15 protein-coding genes and 1 pseudogene are annotated in these 20,039 nt (G+C 51.7%); 5 read left to right on the top strand and 11 right to left on the bottom strand.

Annotated features, from left to right (window positions below; genetic code table 11):
- Positions 1-3 precede the first annotated feature (3 nt).
- The 5 genes from ACN0YN_RS06150 to ACN0YN_RS06130 form a co-directional block, all read right to left on the bottom strand.
- The gene (locus ACN0YN_RS06150) at positions 4-435 is read right to left on the bottom strand and encodes a hypothetical protein (protein WP_417384112.1); all 432 of its coding nucleotides are present in this window, start codon (positions 433-435) and stop codon (positions 4-6) included.
- Between the two features lie 85 nt (positions 436-520).
- A complete protein-coding gene (locus ACN0YN_RS06145; protein WP_417384111.1) occupies positions 521-1,441 on the bottom strand; it encodes a DUF1559 domain-containing protein in 921 nt (306 codons plus the stop codon).
- Between the two features lie 505 nt (positions 1,442-1,946).
- Complete coding sequence (locus tag ACN0YN_RS06140; protein ID WP_417384110.1) at positions 1,947-4,715, bottom strand: site-specific DNA-methyltransferase; 2,769 nt, start codon at positions 4,713-4,715, stop codon at positions 1,947-1,949.
- Positions 4,716-4,876: 161 nt separating this feature from the next.
- Entirely contained in the window at positions 4,877-5,944 is a 1,068-nt protein-coding gene (locus ACN0YN_RS06135; RefSeq protein WP_417384109.1) for a virulence RhuM family protein, read from the bottom strand.
- A complete protein-coding gene (locus tag ACN0YN_RS06130; protein WP_417384108.1) occupies positions 5,941-9,009 on the bottom strand; it encodes a BPTD_3080 family restriction endonuclease in 3,069 nt (1,022 codons plus the stop codon). Before ACN0YN_RS06130 ends, ACN0YN_RS06135 begins: the two co-directional genes overlap by 4 nt.
- Positions 9,010-9,315: 306 nt before the next feature.
- Between ACN0YN_RS06130 and ACN0YN_RS06125 the strand changes: the two are divergent.
- The 3 genes and pseudogenes from ACN0YN_RS06125 to ACN0YN_RS06115 all read left to right on the top strand — a co-directional run.
- Positions 9,316-9,456, top strand: a pseudogene (locus tag ACN0YN_RS06125) (type I restriction enzyme endonuclease domain-containing protein); the annotation flags it as partial.
- Between the two features lie 622 nt (positions 9,457-10,078).
- Entirely contained in the window at positions 10,079-11,446 is a 1,368-nt protein-coding gene (locus tag ACN0YN_RS06120) for an IS4 family transposase (protein ID WP_417384107.1), read from the top strand.
- A gap of 322 nt (positions 11,447-11,768) precedes the next feature.
- Positions 11,769-12,212 carry a hypothetical protein gene (locus ACN0YN_RS06115; protein ID WP_417384106.1) on the top strand — a complete coding sequence of 148 codons (444 nt, stop codon included), beginning with the start codon at positions 11,769-11,771 and terminating at the stop codon, positions 12,210-12,212.
- Between the two features lie 47 nt (positions 12,213-12,259).
- On the opposite strand, the gene ACN0YN_RS06110 is transcribed toward ACN0YN_RS06115, so the two are convergent.
- The 6 genes from ACN0YN_RS06110 to ACN0YN_RS06085 form a co-directional block, all read right to left on the bottom strand.
- The gene (locus ACN0YN_RS06110; protein ID WP_417384105.1) at positions 12,260-13,117 is read right to left on the bottom strand and encodes an SGNH/GDSL hydrolase family protein; all 858 of its coding nucleotides are present in this window, start codon (positions 13,115-13,117) and stop codon (positions 12,260-12,262) included.
- 26 nt (positions 13,118-13,143) lie between these two features.
- On the bottom strand, positions 13,144-13,839 hold the full coding sequence (locus ACN0YN_RS06105) for a hypothetical protein (protein ID WP_417384104.1): 696 nt from the start codon (positions 13,837-13,839) through the stop codon (positions 13,144-13,146).
- Between the two features lie 205 nt (positions 13,840-14,044).
- Entirely contained in the window at positions 14,045-14,284 is a 240-nt protein-coding gene (locus ACN0YN_RS06100; RefSeq protein WP_417384103.1) for a hypothetical protein, read from the bottom strand.
- A 74-nt stretch (positions 14,285-14,358) separates the two neighbouring features.
- A complete protein-coding gene (locus tag ACN0YN_RS06095; RefSeq protein WP_417384102.1) occupies positions 14,359-14,925 on the bottom strand; it encodes a DUF3592 domain-containing protein in 567 nt (188 codons plus the stop codon).
- Positions 14,926-14,980: 55 nt separating this feature from the next.
- On the bottom strand, positions 14,981-15,643 hold the full coding sequence (locus tag ACN0YN_RS06090) for a hypothetical protein (protein ID WP_417384101.1): 663 nt from the start codon (positions 15,641-15,643) through the stop codon (positions 14,981-14,983).
- Complete coding sequence (locus ACN0YN_RS06085) at positions 15,640-16,143, bottom strand: hypothetical protein (protein WP_417384100.1); 504 nt, start codon at positions 16,141-16,143, stop codon at positions 15,640-15,642. Before ACN0YN_RS06085 ends, ACN0YN_RS06090 begins: the two co-directional genes overlap by 4 nt.
- Positions 16,144-16,300: 157 nt before the next feature.
- On the opposite strand from ACN0YN_RS06085, the gene ACN0YN_RS06080 reads away from it, so the two are divergent.
- Together ACN0YN_RS06080 and ACN0YN_RS06075 are read left to right on the top strand one after the other, a co-directional pair.
- The gene (locus ACN0YN_RS06080) at positions 16,301-16,756 is read left to right on the top strand and encodes a hypothetical protein (RefSeq protein WP_417384099.1); all 456 of its coding nucleotides are present in this window, start codon (positions 16,301-16,303) and stop codon (positions 16,754-16,756) included.
- Between the two features lie 108 nt (positions 16,757-16,864).
- Positions 16,865-20,029 carry a DUF1553 domain-containing protein gene (locus tag ACN0YN_RS06075; RefSeq protein WP_417384098.1) on the top strand — a complete coding sequence of 1,055 codons (3,165 nt, stop codon included), beginning with the start codon at positions 16,865-16,867 and terminating at the stop codon, positions 20,027-20,029.
- Positions 20,030-20,039: the final 10 nt, after the last annotated feature.

The following is a 20,039-nucleotide window of genomic DNA, read 5'->3' as shown; positions in this document are numbered from 1 at the left end:
CTTTCAGTTTGACTGTTTCTTCAGGTTGAATTCGTGTTTGAGTGGTTCCTGTCCCGCGTCGACTTGAAATTCCAGCGTGGAAGCAGAGTTCCATTCCTCGGGGAGAAACTGTTCTTTGCTCGGACCGTCGTCCATGGGACTGGCTTCCCTTTTCTTATCGACGGGACGATAGGCTTCCACCTGCACGCGATGTTTCCCTAAAGGGACGCCCCCTTTATGGTCAATGATGAAAGTACCATTCTCAATATATGCGGAGGAAGCCGGCCCCCCTTTTTCACCCAGGGGGGTAAACCGGATGAGTCCATCCGTGATCGGTGCTTCCTCATAAATCACGGTTCCCTGAACAACCCGACGTGATGGTTCATCGTCGAGATGTGTTCCACAACCAGACAGGACGAGGCTTAAGAATCCCAGAGTCAGCCCGCTACGAATCATTCTTGAATACCTTAAATTTGAAACAGATCAAAAAACAGTGACTGGTTTCCGCATACTATTTTAGAATCTTCACTACTTCGATTAATCAGAACTCACCAATCACCTCTCCACCGGCGCGGGTGGTCAGGTCCGCCAGCACGCCGGCATCGATGTTCTCAGAGATAAATCGAACACTGCCGTCAGCAAGCAGCACATGGCATCCACCGGTATGCCTGCTGGACAGCGCTCCATCCAGCCGATAGTTTCCGGGCGGCGTCCCCAGTCGTGTATTAAAGCCGTTAATGCCATCGGACGTATCAACCAGATTACTGTAGTTCCAGTAAAAACCATCATGGGAACCCGGGCCACCTCCCAGCACTTCACCCACAATCAGGGTGTTACTTGTACCGTCGATGACATCTCTGACCCGGGTACTGGAGAGTGCAAAAAAGATTCCGTTTTTATTCACCCCCATGCGGTTGGCGGTCGCAGAGCAACGACGCTGCACACTGTCAGATATTCCCGCCATATTGGTAATGCCGAAATCCTGCTTGTCGCAGGCGTCACCAGCAGAACCGACTGTGCAGCCCCCATTCGTCCGGTTGCTGCAGCAGGAGACCAGTTCGAATCCCTGGTCATCACTGGGACAGAGATAGACGGGGATCTGTGTTGCACCTAACGACCAGTCCGCGACGCTTGTGTTGTAATAGTTATCGGTAAACGTGTATTGATTGTACAAATTCGCAAAGTCCAGATAAGGCAGGATGTAAACGCTCCAGGCCCAGCCGCGAATCTGGACGGAAAAGCCGCAGGTACTGTCTGCAATCAGCGAACCGGGGGGGAACACGGAATGAGTATCGTGATAGTTATGCAGAGCCAGGCCGACCTGTTTGAAGTTGTTTTTGCAGGCAGAACGGCGGGCTGCCTCGCGGGCCTGTTGCACAGCCGGCAGGAGTAACGCGATCAGAATGGCAATGATGGCAATCACAACCAGCAACTCGATTAAAGTAAAAGCACGGCGCCGCATGATAATTCCTCGATTCGATGAACAGGGTATAAACAGAATCACTCAATCAGTGGCGGATTGAGTGGAGAAAATAAAAAGGAATCTTAACCGAGAATAAAGCGCCACTTAGCCGATGCCAATTCGTAATAGCGACATCTCAATTCGTCTTTGCGTCAAACCAGATTCCCATGAGGGCCTGTCGTTACCGTGAACCAGCGGTGCCGGCGTTTCCTGGCAGACTCATTCCTGCTGGCAGGTTCGACCCCCGCTGGTCTCTCTCGAGCACATCACCATGAGCCATCGCGTCTCTCCATCGAATGTACTCGGTCCAGGTGGCCCTGGAAACGCTTTCATCAAACGGGACACCCTCTAAAGTCAGCCAATCCTGAAACCGCTAACTTGCCATCAGGTAACCATTTGCTACACTGGGGTTACGTGCACACGCATCAGACAGATTATCGTGTCAGTTCGTGCTGGCAATCCGCAGTGATTTCATAAATGGCCATGGTGTCGATCCTCTGTTGTTCTAATCCACTCGATAAACCTTCATGACCTCGTCACCCAGATGATTGATCACTTTGACGGCAATGCGGCCGCTTTTTGGTTTTTTGAAAGGGCGGGAGGTGTCGCTGTTCAATGTCGCCCAGGCGTCGGCGTTGATCTCTGCCTTAAGGGTGGTTTTTAAACTCTTGTAGGGATCGTTGGCGCCCAGGAAGTAGGCGTGCTTGACGAAGAAACTTTCTTCGTTGTAGTCCGTATCGATGAACCAGCACGCGATGCCGTCGGCACCGTCGCTGCGGACTTCGCCCGTGTTGGGATGAAAGACGTCCACGCCGTTGATTTTTACCTTGATCTGACCGCCTTCCGCTTCGAGCACATCGATATCCGGCTCGCCGAAGATCACGAACAGGTTTCCCTTGCCGGTATTTTTCAGGTCGTCGGCCATGTGCAGGTCAGCGTTCATGCGGGCTTTGAGCACCTGGATCCGTCCCAGCCGGTCGAAGTCGGAAGAGTGGGCATCGTAGTTGAAGGCACAGGCAATCAGCACATCAAACTCGGCTTCGCCCGCTTCCCGGGCGGCGGCCGCCAGATCGGCGCGGGCCACGGTGCCGAATTCCGGGCCAATCAGAATCGCGGCCCGTTTCTCTACGCCGCTTTCCTCATCTCCCTCACGGTAAATACCCTCAGCACAGACGAAGTGACCGGGCCAGGGGGTGAGGGACGTGAATTCGATTTTGTCTTCCTTATGAGACTGTTGCACGCCCGCCGTTTTGAGATTCTCCAGAATCACCTGGGCAAAATCGGCGCCCTCGCCGGCGGTGGGCTGTGATTCGATGAAGGAATCGTCTTCGTCGACAGTCAGCACACGATGGGGCGAAATACTTTCGACCGTGAAGGGACCGGCGACCCGAACTTTGCTCTTGTCTTCATACGGTTTGTCGTATAGATATTCATAATCGGCCTTGGCAGAAATCGAGGCGTCGATTTCTTGCTGCCGGGCGATCCGCTGTTTCCACCAGTCGGCGTGCAGCTTCTTCGCTTCCTTAGACCAACCGTCCTCTGCCTCGCGGGGAATCTCCCATTCTTCCCACTTCTGCTTGACGGCCTTGTTCAGTTTTTCCCGCAGCGGTTCCAGTTTCGTCTGGAACTTCTCCCAGATCACATCGATCTCGGCATTATTAGCGATCGATTTGAGCGTGATATGCGGCACGCGTTCGTAAACAAATCCCTGCCGGATATTTTCATAAGTAGGAGCTTTTACGGGTTCCGTTCGGGAAACCTCAGCTTCTTTGAGTTGTCCGTCCTTGCTGTCTGTGAGTAAATAATAGGGGTAGCGTGCCCCCATGATTCGAGCACGAGCTAATGCAAGAGAAACACGTGAGGTATCAATCGTGATCCAACGACGCCCCCATTGTTCTGACACATAAGCTGATGTCCCTGAACCACAAGTAGGGTCAAGAATCAAGTCGCCTGGATCGGTTGTCATTAGTAGACAACGTTTAATAGCTTCACTTGCTGTTTGAACAACATAGACTTTTGGGTCAGAGCGACTTTGGACTCCTCCAATATCAGTCCACAAATTAGATTTAGGATTGATTGCAAAATCGTCTAATAAACGTAAATAACGTATAGATTTTCCTTCTTTCATTATACGTCCAGCTTTTGCTAATTTATCAAGTCCTTGAACTGTAGTTTTCCAATGTAGACCTGCTGGTGGCGTCCATTCTTTGAATTGGAACTTGAATCTCTGCTCTGAATTTGATGAAGCCCCTTGGGAAGTGAGTTGGTCTGAAACTCCTAATCTAGACATATCTAAAGGAGAATTTTCAAGGGCAGTAATTGACTGGAGTTTACGATATTTTGAGGCCCCTTCATCTCCAGCTTTTTTTTCGGAGAATAAAGGGCGGTATTTTAGAGAATCAATTTTTTTCGCTGACCATAAAATATAATCTGAAATTGAAGAAAGATAGTTACCTGAAAATCCAGTAGTTTTAGCATACGAAATCATGCTGACGAAGTTATTCTCACCGAATACTTCATCCAAGAGAACTCGAACACGAGATACATTCTCATCTCCAATCTGTATAAAGATCGAACCGGAATCATTCAATAAATCTCTCGCCACCGTCAGCCGATCACGCAAATACGTCATGTATGTATGAATTCCATCCCGCCAGGTATCCCGAAACGCTTTGACCTGTTCTGGCTCTCGGGTAATGTGATCGGTTTTGCCATCTTTCACGTCGCGGCTGGTCGTTGACCATTGAAAGTTACTATTGAATTTGATGCCGTAGGGGGGATCGATGTAGATGCACTGGACTTTGCCGCGGAGGCCTTCGCGTTCTGCCAGGGATGCCATCACCTGCAGGCTGTCGCCCAGGATCATCCGGTTCGACCAGTTGGAATCGTGCCGGTAAAACTCGGTTTTGGCGTTTTCATCGGGGAGGCCGTTGAAGTCGGCGAAGAGATCGAGCTGTGTACCCGGTCTGGTTTTCTCCTGGTCTTCGGTCTTCTTCAGCAGATCGTCGATCAACGCTTTGGGATGCACTTTTTCCTGGATGTAGAGCGGGGGCGCATTGACCACGAGGTCCGACCAGTCCTGCTCGTCTTTGCCCCGCCAGACCAGTTGCGGATCGAGATCCCGATTGCGGCGGGCATACGCGACCTGGATCGGGCTGCGGTCATCATGCTCCACAACGGATTCCATTTCCGCCGTCGGAATATTCGTCCGCCGGGCATCCGCATGCTTGATCGTGGTGACTGTCTTTTTCGATTGAGAACGTTTCTTGGCCATTGATCTATTCGATTCCTTCGGTGCCGAGTGTCGCCATGTTTTTCCAGAGATCCCTTCCAACGGCAGAGCGGGTGAGCATGAGGTTAATCATGGCCCACTCTGGGTGTATTCAATTGAACACCATTTTGTTGACGTCAACAAAATGGTCTCCTGCTGCAGGATTACTCTGGGCGATCATTCGTTTCATTTTTACGTTGTTGCTGCTCGATTTGTTTTAATTCTTCCAGTGACTGTTCTAAATGCGTATCGACGGGTTGCGGCAATGCGGCCCGCTGTTTCTGATAGAGATCATATTCGGACTCTGCTTTTTCTTTGGCCTGCTGATGAGAAATTTTTCCCGCATTGGTCAGGATATCGCGATCCGTCAGTTTTAAGAAATCATCCAGCTTGCTGATCCAGTCTGCCATCATCATTGGTTTACGGTTCATGGCCTGCAACTCGGCAAATTCGAGATAGGCCGTCACAACTCGATTCAGTACTTCGATTTCTTCCTGGTTCAGATAGTTTTTCGCGATGGAAGCATCTGCCTTTCGCGGCTTGTCGCCACTCCAGGAAGTGAGCCCCATGGCTGGTTTTGAAGCGTCGGCGCGCCGGTGCACGATTTCCGCAGCCGTATGCCCGTGTGCAGCCCAATGCATTTTGTTTTGCACCGTTTTGAAGAAAAATTGCGAGGTCTCTACCCGGGGATCATAATCAATGCTGGTCGCATAAATATCGAGGACTTTGCGCCAGAAGACACGCTCCGATGACCGGATGTCACGAATCCGGGCCAGCAGTTCTTCAAAGTATTGTCCGCCACCGGCTGCCTTAAGCCGGGCATCGTCCATGGCAAATCCCTTGACCAGATATTCGCTTAACCGCTGGGTCGCCCAGATGCGGAATTGCGTGCCGCGATGCGAACGAACACGGTAACCAACGGCCAGAATCGCATCGAGATTGTAATGGTCAATCTGTCTGGCAACCTCTCGATTCCCCTCCTGGCGAACTATTCGGAATTTCCTAATAGTTGGTTCCGGCTGTATTTCCCCCTCATTATAGAGGTTTTTCAGGTGTTCATTGATTGTTGGTACAGTAACCTGAAACAGGTCGGCCATTAATGCCTGGCTGAGCCAGATGGTTTCTCCCAAAAACCGGCATTCGATGCGGGTGTTTCCGTCCTCAGTCTGGTAGAGCAGGAATTCACCTTCGGGTGGCTGTTCTGCCGGGAGATGTTTCTCGGAGCCGTTCATTCATCGACCTCCATTGCAGCATGTTCCGCTGTAGACGCATGCACCATGGCATTGAACTTCTCTTCAACCTTGGCTTCAAAGTCGACTTCCATATCATAGATGTCGGTGAACTCGGCAAAATCCCAGCGACCATAGGTTCCCAGTCGATTGATGGCCGGCACCCACTGCGTTTCCATGGCTTCTTTTTTCTGCTTGGCGTCTTCCTGCCGATAACCTTTGATTTCCACGACCAGGTGCAGCAGATCTTTGCTGCCGTGTCCGTCTTCAATCAGGACGATATAGTCGGGACGATAACGGTGCATCGTGGAACCGAACTGATAGGGGACTTCGAAACCAAGGTTGTGATTTTTGACATACGCCCGGACCTGGGGATGTGCTTCGACCACGCGACAGAATTCGCCTTCCCAGTCGCTGTCCAGAATGGCCCAGTTGATATGACAGAGACGGGCATCGGTCTGCCAGCGATCCAGCTTGGACGTATTAAAGTTCACATGGATCGTCGACCCCGTGGGGTTATAGGGATCGAGGACGGCCTTGATCGGGTTCGTATCACTCATTTTCCGGGTGATGGCATTGGTGATCCGTTCGCAGGCCAGATCAGCCAGATCCTGATACATCAGCTGGGCGGGATAGGTACTCCCTTTACAGATCAGGCAAGTATCAAGCCATTGGCCGGCGATCTGTTTGAGTTGACCAAACAGGTGCAGCCCCAGTTCTTTTTCGGGATCACGCCACTTGGTAAACAGCAGACGTTTGGTGAGGTGAAACAACAGGGTCGAACGTCTTATGTCTCCGGTATGCAGCAGATTGAGATCCACGCCTTCGCCGATGATCCCTTCATTCCGGTTTCTGGTCGGGCCGATCAGTTGGGGAGTGAGTTCCAGTACGGAATCCTCATTAAATTCCGCTTCCAGTTTTTCTTTCGGCAGCTCCACCCGGTACCCTTCCACACGCGGGAATCTGATTTCCAGATGATCGCGATCAGGACGGACCGCTTTGACCTGTACCGTTTCACGCGGCGGTTGCGGTTTGGAAACAACGGGCTTGGCATTGAAATCAAAGGGGATGCCTAACACGTCCGCATATTCGACGTTGAACAAGCCTGCTTCATTCAAATCATAAGACTGCCGCCGCAAAGCCCGGCCAATCACCTGCTCGCACAACAGTTGTGTCCCAAAGGCACGGACTCCCAGAACATGAGTCACCGTGTTGGCATCCCAGCCTTCAGTCAGCATCGAAACCGAAACGACACAGCGGATCGATTCTCCCAGTCGTCCTTCCTTGCCGACCGTATTCATGACTTCGCGGAGCAGATCCTGATCGGTAATGTTTTCGGCAGATTTGTGATCTCCCCGCTGCTTGAGTTCATAACGAAAGCGTTCGATTTCAGTCCCGGCCAGAGTCCGAAAGTTTTTATCGAGTGCTTCTCCTGATTCGAGCTGCTGACTGTCGATCAGCAGTGTATTCGGCCGTCCTAATTCATTTCCCTGCTCATCGGTATTGCGAAATAATTCAAAGCGACCTGGAACATGATTCGTCGAGCCGTCTGCGTTTTCCCACTGAAAACCTGAGATAAAGTCATAAACCAGTTTCGATGTCGCCGTATTGTTACAGACCACAATGAAGCAGGGGGGAACTTTAATGCCGTGTTCCTGCCAGAGATGAAATGTTTTTTCATAGTGACCGTAGAGTGCTTCCAACGCCGTTTGCAGTTTGTTGGGAAGACTGAGTGGGTCCAGCGGTTTCCCTTTCACTCGCCCTTTTTTCGGCATCTCTTTGCCGATATGCTCCCAGAGATTTCGGAACACCGGCATCTCTTCGCCGGGAATGTTATCGGCCACCGGCACACGGGGCAGTTTCACAATGCCACACTCAATGGCGTCCATCAGCGAGAAGTCAGACATCGTCCAGGGAAAAAGTGTGCCTTCGACATAGCCGCTGCCACTCAGAAAGAAGGGGGTTGCAGAGAGATCGATGACCTGGGACACACCAATTTTCCGTTTGACGGCTTCCAGCCCGCTGATCCACATCCGGGCGGCCTCTTTATGTTCTTCTGCTTCTTTCTTTGCATCCCCTTTCAGATCCTCGTCTTCCTCGCTGGCCTTTTCTCGATAACAGTGATGCGCTTCGTCATTCAGAACCAGAACGTTTTTCATGCCCATCAGATCGGGCATGACGCGCTGCATCATCTGCCCCTCTGTTTCCAGAGTATTCAGCGCCTCACCGCGGCCCTGCAGCAGTGAACGACCACCTTTGGAAATATCCATTCTTTCGCGAAGTTTAAAGGCGTGATAGTTAGTGATCACAATTTTGGCTCGGTCAATATCGGCCAGCATGTCATTCGGGACCAGCTCACGGCTCATGTAGTAGCTGTCCGGATCGTTGGGTTGAAGTACGCGCAGACGATCGCGAATGGTTAGACCTGGTGCAACGACCAGAAACCCACGGGTAAACTTTTTACTGGCCGGTCGACGGACGGCATTCACGGTTTGCCAGGCGATCAACATTGCCATGACGGTGGTTTTTCCTGCACCAGTCGCCAACTTTAATGCCAGTCGCATCAATTCCGGGTTGGCTTCTTCATTGACAGTTGCCAGGTGATCCAGGATCTCTTTTCCTCGTTTACCTGATTGCGGCGCGACCTCGGTTAACCAGATGGCGGTTTCGACGGCTTCGACCTGACAGAAAAAGGGACGGATGTGATTAAAGGAATGATGTCGCCAGTGTTGCAGCAAGCGGGCCGTTTCCGGTGTGACACGCCAGTTCTGCGGATTGGGATCGGCCCGCCATTCATCGACATAGCGACGTACTTTGTTGATCAGAGAGGTGAGGTCGTACTGCTGTTCCTTCGTCGAAAGTCCCAGCCCTTCATCCAGGACCATTTCCTGTTGAGCTTTTGATTTCTTGCGTTTCCTGGGTTTAGGGATGGGGGTTACAAATTCAGCCTGTCGCCGGCTCTCAATAATCTTCTGAGTCGGTTGCCCATTCTCGTCCAGTTCCCAATGCCGCGCAGGGTATTCATAGGGAGAATTGAGAATGGGATGGCTGAAAAATTCATCTGGCATTGATGGAACTTTCTGAAGTTCGTTACTGTGTCTTACATTATCGAAAGGTAATGATCAAAAACATCGTTTTAAAATGGAACAGAATTTTAGATCGAGATGTTTTAATGATTGGTCAGACATTACATATGTATTGAGATTTGATACACGGGTCGTTCTCAGACTGGATCGGTATCTCGGGATGATTACTCTGCCTAACCCGTTGCAAAATATCAGAATACCGCGATTTCGATCTGAACGAAAGTAAAACAGGGAAAGAATGTGAGCTAACTCTCCCTGAACAGGGCTACTGCTTCTATGCTGTTGACTAAAGCCGAGCTCAAGGTGAATCTGATCATCCTGCTGGCCAACAACGGCTATCCCCCGATCGACCGCGACGAGGTTTACCAGGAGATTTTTGAGCAGGCGGAGAATTTCAAGAAGTACCAGGGAGACCGCGACGAGGACTGATTATTTCGCAGATCGGTTTTGGTTGAGCCGGGTGGGAGTGGGATGCCTGGTATTGGATTGAACGGGGCAGCTGCGACCTCCTGCTCGCTGCGCTCGGCCCGGATGTGCATCCGGGCTTACCCGCTTTGGGGCTGGTTGCTCAGACATAGTGGGGAGAGCCAACTGTGGTAACCGGCGATTTACTTTGAATCACAGTTAACCGCGGCTAACGCCGTGCGGCTGATTTTTCTTTCGTGTCTGTTCGTGTTTTTTCGTGGTAGAAAATTCCAGTTCGAAAGTTTCATTGGTTTGCCATGGGGGGCGGAGCGGGGGCGATAGTTGCCAGGCGGGGGGACACCTGGGGGCGTTCCTGTGGGGGAGGTTGGTGATGTGTTACCTGGTGGTGCGATTTCTCTGACAGTTTCCTGTTGTCTGCGACAACCCCGGATTGCATCCGGGGGCACCCTTTTTATATCAGCTGTTTGGGGTTCGGGGCGGTTTCTGTAGATCGGGAGACAACCGGGGCTAAGGCCTAATGGCACTTACTTTAAATTAAGTTGGTTACCCCTGCCGTTTGGTATGGGATTTGCGCAGATTTTTATTCTTGAAAATAGGCCGCCAATTTGACAGGAGTAATCACGCTGTGAAACAATCACCGGAACAGATTCTTGAATTCGATCGTGCCTTCGAACAACTTAAAGAATTGGTGGACTTACGCCAAGCCGATCAACTGCATCCCAGGCGCCCCAATGCAATCTATACCGCCTGCGTTGTGCTGTGGATGCTGATTTTTCAACGACTCAAACCAGATGCTTCACTCGAAGCAGCGGTGAAGCATCTGATTGAAAATCAACCTGGCTACCTTCCTGAAAACAAACGATTAAGCCAGGGAACACTCTCGTCCAACAGTGCAGCATACAGCCGAGCTCGCAGCGAACTACCGTTGGATGTTGTGAAATGGTTTTCCAATGAAATCACTCGTGCCATCGTCGGGCAATCTGAACCCCTGCTGGACGGTCGTCAAATTTTTTTACTCGATGGAACCACGATCACATTAGCACCGGAAAAAGAATTACAAACGAAATATCCACCCGCCTCCAATCAGCACGGCGAAAGTGTCTGGCCCGTTGTCAATCTGACCGTTTTTCATGAGCTCAGTAGTGGATGTGCCTTGCTGCCACAGTTGGGGGCGATGTATGGACCTGAAGCGGTTTCAGAAACGGAACTTGCCCGAAATGGCATGCACTGCTTGCCAGACCAATCGATCATCATGGCTGATGCAGGATTTGGGATATTTGGAGTTGCTTACCAGGCACAACTCCTGGGGCATGATTTTTTTCTACGTATGAAGAAGTTAAACTTTGACTCGCTTCGAGCCAAAGCAAAACTCGTATCGCAAAGCCCAAAACATAAGACCTATCAACACCAGTGGACTCCGACCCCCAAAAACCGTAAAACACAACCCGGGCTCCCCAGGGACGCTTCGCTGGCTGTTGTATTGCACGAAATTATCGTCAATGAAACCTTGACGCTTTATTGCGTTACCAGCCTGCCGCAAGACGCTGCCACCTTAAGTACCCTCTACAATCAAAGGGTCAATGTCGAAGTTGATATTCGTAACTTGAAGGTCGTATTAGACACCGAGAACATTCGCGCCAAGAAGGTAGACACGTTTTTGAAAGAGCTGTATACGTCAGTGGTTGCCTACAATTTAGTTGGTCAATTCCGCAGACAGGCGGCTGAACTGAATCAAGTTGCTCCACGGCGGATGAGCTTTAAACGAACCTGGACAACATTCCAAACGTTTCTCTTAAAACACCTGCACACTCAGCCTGAATTATGGCGTGAATCCTTCGAGCGAGCCCTGTTCTATGCGACCAAAGATAAACTTCCGAATCGCGCTGCCAACCGAAGCGTAAAAAGAGAATGCTACGCCAAACGTTCGAAGAGAGACCATTTCGAAAAAAGAAAAAAACCTCCAGAAAAATTGAAACACACTGATCTGAAGTAAGTGCCATTAGGCGTTAGCCCCGGTTGTCTCTCAGTCCATATTTGACTGCCAATCTTGAATTATTGTTCGTTTAAATCAGACACATAACCCGGCACGACAATACCCCACACCACATCCGTCATCTGCTGCTGACCTGCCGTGAACGGAATGAAACAATCAGTCTGGACGCAATTCCCGAATCTCAACAACACTGGGCCAATATAAGTGGCGAAAAACCACTTTATTTTAGACACGGGAAACCCCAGCGGTTACAATCAAAGAAAATCCATGCCTGGTCTGATCTCAGGTTGATCCATATGAGAAATCTCGGGGAATCTAGACGATGCCTCTGACGCCTGCCACAGAAAAGAAGTTCGTTGAAAACATTTCGAAACTCACCCGCTTTACGGGCGGTTACTGCCTTTTTTTCGGAGCAGTTCTCCTTCTGGTCAGCCTGGTTTTGAATCCCGTTATTCTGTTCGGCGCGGTGCTGCATCTGATCACGGGCCTGCTCTTCCTGCTGTTCGCGAACGGGATTAAACAGAGATCCCAACGGAGTATCCTGGGGCTGACTCTTTTTGCTGCAACACTGGCTGCAGCCAGTTGCATTGCCATCCTGTATCTCGTCCTGATCGAGGCAAACTGGAACATCCCGGCGTTGATTGGACTGACAATCTTCCTGGTTATCAATCTGCAACTCCTTGTGGAGCTTTTCCTCTGGAAACGGCTCCGCAAGCGACTTTCCACCTCGCCGGAGAGTGAACCACAAGCATTCACCTCTAATTAAGTCTGGCAGACCTGGCTGGGAAAAGAGGTTTTAAATACCTTTTGCAGTCATTCCACCACATAACCCGGCCCGACAATCCCCCACATCACGTCCGCCATCTGCTGCTGACCTGCCTGTGACAGATGAATCGAATCCAGCGTCGCATCGCCGCCCGCGAGGATTGACAGAAACACCCGTTTCGGCACCAGCTTCACACCATGTTTTTTCGCCAGTCTGCGCTGGATCCGACCAAAGGCATGATAAAATGGGGGTAGCGGCAGTTCCAGCATCACCAGCTGGCGGCCCGGTGCAGACACTTCTCTCAATAATCGATCCAGGTTGGTTCTAAACTCAGCCGGCGTGGTACTCCCCAGGACATCATTTCCGCCAATTTCCAGCAACACCAGCGGCGCATCGAGGTTTGTCTCAGCGACCCGCTGCCTTGCCGTGGACACCGTATCTCCGACATGCGACAGATCCTGTACGGCGATGTCATGTTCCCGCGCCAGAATGAGCGGCCACGTTTCCGTCTGCGCATCTCCCAGTCCCGCCGTCACCGAATCCCCGATCACCGTCAGTCGTCGCGTAGAAACCGGTTCCACTCCCGGCGTCAGATGATACGGCACTTCCAGCAGCAATCCCAGCAGCCAGACTCCCAGCATGGCCTCCGCTCCAACCTTCCGCCAGCGTTTCGTGAACAGGGTAACCAGCCAGAACAGGCTCACCAGCGCCGTGCCACCGTAGTACCACCAGGGCAGGGGAGTCGAAGAGACCACAATCGCCAGCAGCCCAATCATCAGCGAAAGCACCATCCCCCGCCGCGCGATCCGTTTTTCAGACAGCGACAACAGCACCGCCAGCAGTACCAGCACCACCCCCGTAAAAAATGCCTGCCCCGAGGCACAGTGATAGACAATCGGGTTCATGGGTCTGTTTCGTCTTTCTACTCAGGCTACACAGATGATGAATTTTTCAGACGTTCTTTTCTGAACCTGGAGAACCACCTGATTGCGACAACCAGATTGATCAGGCTGACCACCAGAAAATGTACTCCTCGATCATACCACCAGGCAATGAAAAACACGCCAGCGAAGATCAACACCAGAATCACAGGCAAAAAACGTATTGGTTTCACAGGTTGATCGGTTGTTTCAAAGAGTGATGATTTGAGTCTCCGATATTTATCCCATCCCTCCTGCAAATCATATTCGACGGAATTTCGCAGACATTCCGTAATTTCAATCTGTTCGGATTTCTGAAAATTATCGATATGTATTTTGAATTTCTGAAACCGAGACTCTACAAGAATCGCACCTGACAGAGAAAACCATTGGAGCTGCGTAATTTCATCAAAGGCGATTTCTGTTACATGAAAGACGTCGTGCTTAATCAAAGCATCCCGTGAAATCTCCAGGCGCTCCCGGTAATAAGCGAGAATGATCCAGATACCCAGTAGCATAATAAATGAAAAAAACACCACAATAAATATGGCTGTTGGTACAGGATATCGAAAGGAACCATCCAGATTCCAGTAGGCGGCCAGCGAAAAACCGGTCCCGAAAATCAGACAGAGAATCGAACCCAAAATACCCAAATACAGATAATCGCGACGCAATCGATAACATTTTGTGGGTTGATTATCATTCATCAGTTTGAAAATGACTCCCGCACAAATACAGAACCATGTCTGCATGTGATTCGCTATTCAGTTTCAGAGACCAAATAAAATTCGGGTTGAGCGCAGCGAGCAGGAAATTGTCAGTGCAACCACTCCACTCAGCAAGTGGTCTCCCAACCAGATAACAACGAGAATCGAACTGCTGCTCTTCAATCGAACCTTTACCCCGTCAGTTTCATACATCTGTTTCTGCTTGTGTTTCAGTCTGATTGAGAGAATGGAGTTCCGCCGTTTTCCGAATATAAATATTTCTGACGGTAACCAGGAAACAAATCAGACATACAAAAGCATTCAGCAGGAAGATGATTCCCGCCCCTGTCCACCAGAACCAGCTGGAAATAACACCTGACATAAAAATGGCAATCGCTGAGAAGACCAGTCCTTTCTGACTCTCTCCCGTTTCTGTCTGATTCATAGACTCACTCATTCTTTCAATGTCTAAATCCACGGCTCACACTTTTGACTTTTTTAGCCAGAGACACAACGCTTTTACCTCAACGCAAAATAGCGTTTCTTATCTTTCAGGATACTGAATAAGATTGGTAACCCAAACCCGGTTAATCCTAACGGTAGTATGAGATGCATCAGAAAACTACCAAGGCGAAATGATCTATCAAGGACTGATTCAGCAGGATTCTGCGGATCGACGTAACAGACAAGCGGCCCATCACCTTGCTGAAATAACTTGATTCTCTCATAAAGATCACTATGAAAAGAACCATGACGCTCTCCGCCACTAAATATGGATGCGCGATCACCAGTATAAAGTTTCCCTTTATATGTATATTCATATTTCACAACAACTTCTTCCAATGGTTGCTCTCGATGTTGCTGTTCGACAAGTTCAACATGCAACACTCTGGTTACAGGTGTGGCGACGGAGTTCTTAAATTGAGTATAGTTCTGCCAGTCAACCAGAACATGAAAGATAAAAACATAGAGGGCTGCCGGTAGTAGTATCGAACTCAATAAGACTCCCAGGTAATAATTCCGAGGACAATACAACTCCTTTTCGGAAGGAGGCTGCTCTTCTGAACTTCTTTTCCACCCCGGCATTGATCATAACCTTCATTCGTCATCATAAACGACCATACTGAAACCACAGGATTCCTTATGTCCCCCGATAACTGCGGATCGCAGAAAACACGAAGGCAGGGATCAGTATCAGATAGATCATCTCCGATTCACTCCACCACATGACTCCAGCTAACCCTGTCGCAGTGATCCACATCCCTGTCATAAACCGTTGCCAGTAAGTGAGAGGCAAATCGGGATCAATACTGCGCCGCCGAACTTCCGAAAATGGCTCCCACTTTTCCTGTTTTTCAACAGGCACCACTTCGCGCAGAAACGTAATAATCGCGTGTTGATCGCTTCGCTTGAAATCATCCAGGTTGATACGGAGCGAGTCGGCTGGTGATTCGACGATCATCTCATCAGAAATCGATAACCAGTTGAGGTGAGAAATCTGGTTTAAAGCGATCACGTGTTCTTTATCACCTTCCATCTTCGTAATCGTCTGCTCTGAGAGAATCACCCGAACCCATCGCGAGTAAGCCAGAAAAGCCCACACACCTGCCGTGCTCATAAAAATCACGATGGTAATATAAATGAGAGTAAGAATCACAAATCCGTCCGTCAGGTTGCCACCTCTGGAACAGGCCTCGCGAATCATGTAAACGCAGATTGCAAGAGTGAGAAACCTGTAAGTGCTAAACAGACTCCGGTACCACGGACCTGGTCGATAGCTCTGTTCTGACAAGATTTCGCTCATGACATGATTCTCGTCGATGATTGTATGTTGCCTGATTTTTGTCTGTACCATTTCACACGAGCCCCGCCAATCAGCATCCCCGTGATCGGCCCCAGCACAAACGCAGCCGGTATCCCGTACAGCCGCGCCGCATCAATGCAGGTGCGATCTGCCATTTTTGAATTATAAACCAGTGGCTCATTCATCAGCCTGCTCCCCAGCAACGCCCCTCCCACTACCAGAGCCAGGCAGGACACCAGTCCATACACCGCATGCCGCAGCCACGGTCCAAACTCAGCCGCGACTATAAAGGGCCCCACCAGGGCCAGGATGCCCATGCAACCCAGCATGACCACCTGGGTAAAACGGACTTGTCCCTGCTCGAACAATACGTCCGTTTGAAAATGGCCTGGCTCAATCACATAATCCCTGGTCAATACTGTCAGGTAAAAGCCCAGAATGAACCCGGCAAAGACGCCGCCCAACACACCTTTCAGAATAGTTTCGACGAGCTTGATCATCACAGTCTCTTTCAGAAAAGACACTTTTCATATCCACACATCAGTCTAACAGAATAAAACGACCGCTTCGAGAAATATCTGGCATGCTTCCCGGTAATTCCGTTACGATGACAGACAAGGAATCCCATTCGCTCCCCGCAAACAACAGGTCCTGTCCATGCGACGTATCACCTTGAATTCACTCATCTTCGGATTACTGGCAATCACACTCTCCAGCAGTGCGTCCGTCAACGGTCAGCAACCGACGCAGGAACAGGCTCCCACTTTTACCAGCTGGCTGTGGCCCGTCGCGATTCCCGCTGACAGTTCCACGGAAATCAAAGCCGCCGCCGACCAGTTGGCGAAAACGCTGCGCACGCCGCTCGGCGTGGTCCTGTCCAGCCAGAATCCGGGCTGCGCGTTCTGGCTGGAAGTCGGCTCCTGGAAACCCAACCCATCCACACCCGGGTACATCATCCTCATTCAACCTGGCGGCGGACTGATCATGGCCACCGATGTGAAACAGCTCCAGCGCGCCATCGATCAGTTAAAACAGAAAACACGGATCCGCAACGGCAGAACCGAACTCCCCGTGGGCCTCATCACCAGCTATCCAATTCATCCCGCAACCTGATTTCTTGTAATCGATCCGTGACAAATCCATCAACGCCTGCTAATATTTAAACTAACTTAAATATTATCCCGATCCCCGTGTCACACTCCCACCGTAAAGAGCTGGTCCATGCCTGAACCGTTACGGAACCTGATCCTGCCTGCCACCATTGCCGTTTGCCTGTTTCAGTCCTTCTGGTCGGAACATCAGACCGTTTCGGCAGCCGAGCCTGCGGACAACGGGTCGCGAATCGAATTCAACCGCGACATCCGCCCGATTCTCTCCGAAAAATGTCTGCACTGTCATGGCCCCGATCCCGCCACTCGTGCCGCCGACCTGCGACTCGATGACCCCGCCGACGCCACCAGACCGCGCGACGGTTATGCGATCATCAATCGAACATCACCTGCAGAGAGCGAACTGCTCAAACGCCTGCTGACCACCGATGCCGATTTGAAAATGCCGCCCGCCGATTCCGGGAAAGAAATCTCACCCGCGGAAATTCAACTGCTCAAAACCTGGGTCGAGCAGGGGGCCGCCTATCAGCAGCACTGGTCGTTCATACCGCCGCAACGTCCGGAACTGCCGACCGTCCAACAGCAGACCTGGGCACAAACGCCCCTCGATCGCTTCGTCCTGGCCCGACTGGAACGGGAACAGTTACAACCCTCGCCCCGCGCGGACAAAGCCACACTCTGCCGTCGTCTTTCACTCGACCTGACCGGCCTGCCTCCCACGCTTGCGGAACTCGATGCCTTTCTCAACGATCAATCTCCTCTAGCCTATGAGAAGCTGGTCGACCGCCTGCTCAGTTCTCCCCGTTACGGCGAACACCAGGCCCGCTACTGGCTCGACGCCGCCCGCTACGCCGACACCAGCGGTTATTTCACTGACGAAGAATGGGAGATGTGGCATTGGCGTGACTGGGTCATCAACGCCTTCAATCAGAACATGCCCTTCGATCAGTTTACTGTCGAACAGTTGGCGGGCGACCTGCTGCCTGATCCCACACAAAACCAGCTCATCGCCACCGGCTTCCACCGCAATCACATGACCACCCTGGAGACCGGCATCATCGATGAAGAATACCGCGTCGAATACATCGTCGACCGGATCGACACCACCTCCACGGTCTGGATGGGGCTGACCTTCGGCTGTGCCCGCTGCCACGATCACAAATACGATCCCCTCTCTCAGAAAGAGTTCTACCAGCTCTTCGCCTTCTTCAACAACACGCCCGAAACCGGTAATACAGGCACCGCCGGCAATGCGAAACCGATCCTCAAGATTCCTTCCAGAGAATATCTGGCCCGCGAACAGCAGCTCAAAGACGAACTTGCAGCGCTGGAACAACAACAGCAACAGCGCGAGGAACAACTGCAGGCAGAACAGAAAGAGTGGGAACAGACCGTACTCAGCCGGCTCACGCCCCCCTCAGCAGATCAACTGGTCGTTTATGAACCGCTGGACGATTTGAAAACCGATAAGTCGCTGACTGCTCTGGGACCGGTCGAAATCACGCCCGGCTTTGTCGACCAAGCCGCAAAATTCGATGGCACCACACTCCTGGAAAGCAACACGCCGTTCCGGTTCCACCGCGACAAACCGTTTACCCTCGCTGCCTGGATCAACCCTGCGTCCGGCGGCCCCATCTGTCTGCTCTCGCAGAATGACGATTCCAACCACCTGCGCGGCTTCGACATCATGATCCGCAAAGGAAAACTCTCCGTCCACCTGATTCACAAATGGAACTCCAACGCCATCCAGATCGTCACCGACGCCGGCATCCGCACCGGTCGCTGGCAGCATCTGCTCGTCACCTATGACGGCTCATCCACCGCCGCCGGCGTTCACATTTATCTCAACGGTGAACCGCAAACCACCTCAGTCCCGTACGACAGTCTGACAGGGGACATCACCGTCGATCAGCCATTCCGCATCGGCCGCCGCAGTACCAGCGCCTTCTATAAAGGAGCACTCGACGACCTGCGCATCTACGAACGTGCTTTTTCCGCAGACGAAGCCCGGGAACTCGCAGACGGACAGTTCCTCAGCACTCTGCTTTCCCTCCCCGCTGAAAAACGGACCACACAACAGCAGCAGGAACTCCGTGAGTATTTCCTCAAAACCGCCGCCCCCGTTTCCCTGCGCACCGCCGAGAAACAACTGGATGAACTCCGCAGCCGACTGACAAAACTGCAGAAGCGCATCCCCACCACGATGGTCATGCACGAAAACGATAAACCGCGGGAGACCTTTATCCTCAAACGAGGAGTCTACGATCAGCATGGCGAAAAAGTCACCGCCGCCGTCCCGCAGGTCCTGCCCGCATTTTCCCCGCAACTCCCGCAGAACCGTCTCGGCCTGGCCCGCTGGCTCACCAGCCCGCAGCATCCGCTGACCGCCCGCGTCTATGTGAACCGGCTCTGGCAGCAGTTGTTCGGCGTAGGGCTCGTCAAAACGGTCGGCGATTTCGGTTCGCAGGGGGAATGGCCCAGTCATCCCGAACTGCTCGACTGGCTGGCTACGGAATTCCAACAGAGCGGCTGGGACGTCAAACACCTGCTGAAGCAGATCGTACTCTCTTCTACTTATCAGCAGTCCTCGCGCGTCACACCGAAACTTTACGAACGTGATCCCGAAAACCGTCTGCTGGCCCGCGGCTCCCGTTTCCGACTCGACGCTGAAACCGTTCGCGACAACGCTTTGCAGATCAGCGACCTGCTCGTGGAAAAGCAGGGGGGACCGAGCGTCAAACCGTATCAGCCCCCCGGACTCTGGGAAGCGGTCTCCTATGACGGCAATGTCTCCTATGAACAGAGCACTGGCGACGGACTCTACCGCCGCAGCCTGTATACTTACTGGAAGCGTCAGAGCCCGCCCCCCGGTCTGATGGCCTTCGACGCCCCCACACGCGAAACCTGCACCGTGTCTCGCCCCCGCACCAATACGCCCCTCCAGGCACTGGTGTTAATGAACGATCCCACTTACATCGAAGCCGCCCGCGTCCTTGCCACACAGACCTTAAAAAAGCAGACAACCGACGCCGAACGCATTCGCTTTCTGTTCCGCACTGCCACCAGTCGAGAGCCCGCGGAAGCAGAACAACAGATTCTCAGCCGCATTCTCCAGCAGCAGACCAGCGTCTATCAACGTGATCCTGCAGCCGCAGCAAAGCTGATCAGTGTCGGCGAAACTCCGGTCGACAAAACTCGGGAAGTAACCGAACTCGCTGCCTGGACCATGCTGGCCAGCACAATTTTCAACATGGATGAAACCCTGACCAAACAATAACCGCGTTCAC

Source organism: Gimesia sp. (assembly GCF_048260065.1).
In the GTDB taxonomy this organism is placed as follows: domain Bacteria; phylum Planctomycetota; class Planctomycetia; order Planctomycetales; family Planctomycetaceae; genus Gimesia.
The sequence above is the reverse complement of the archived record's forward strand: the minus strand, read 5'-3'. Positions and strand labels throughout refer to the sequence as shown.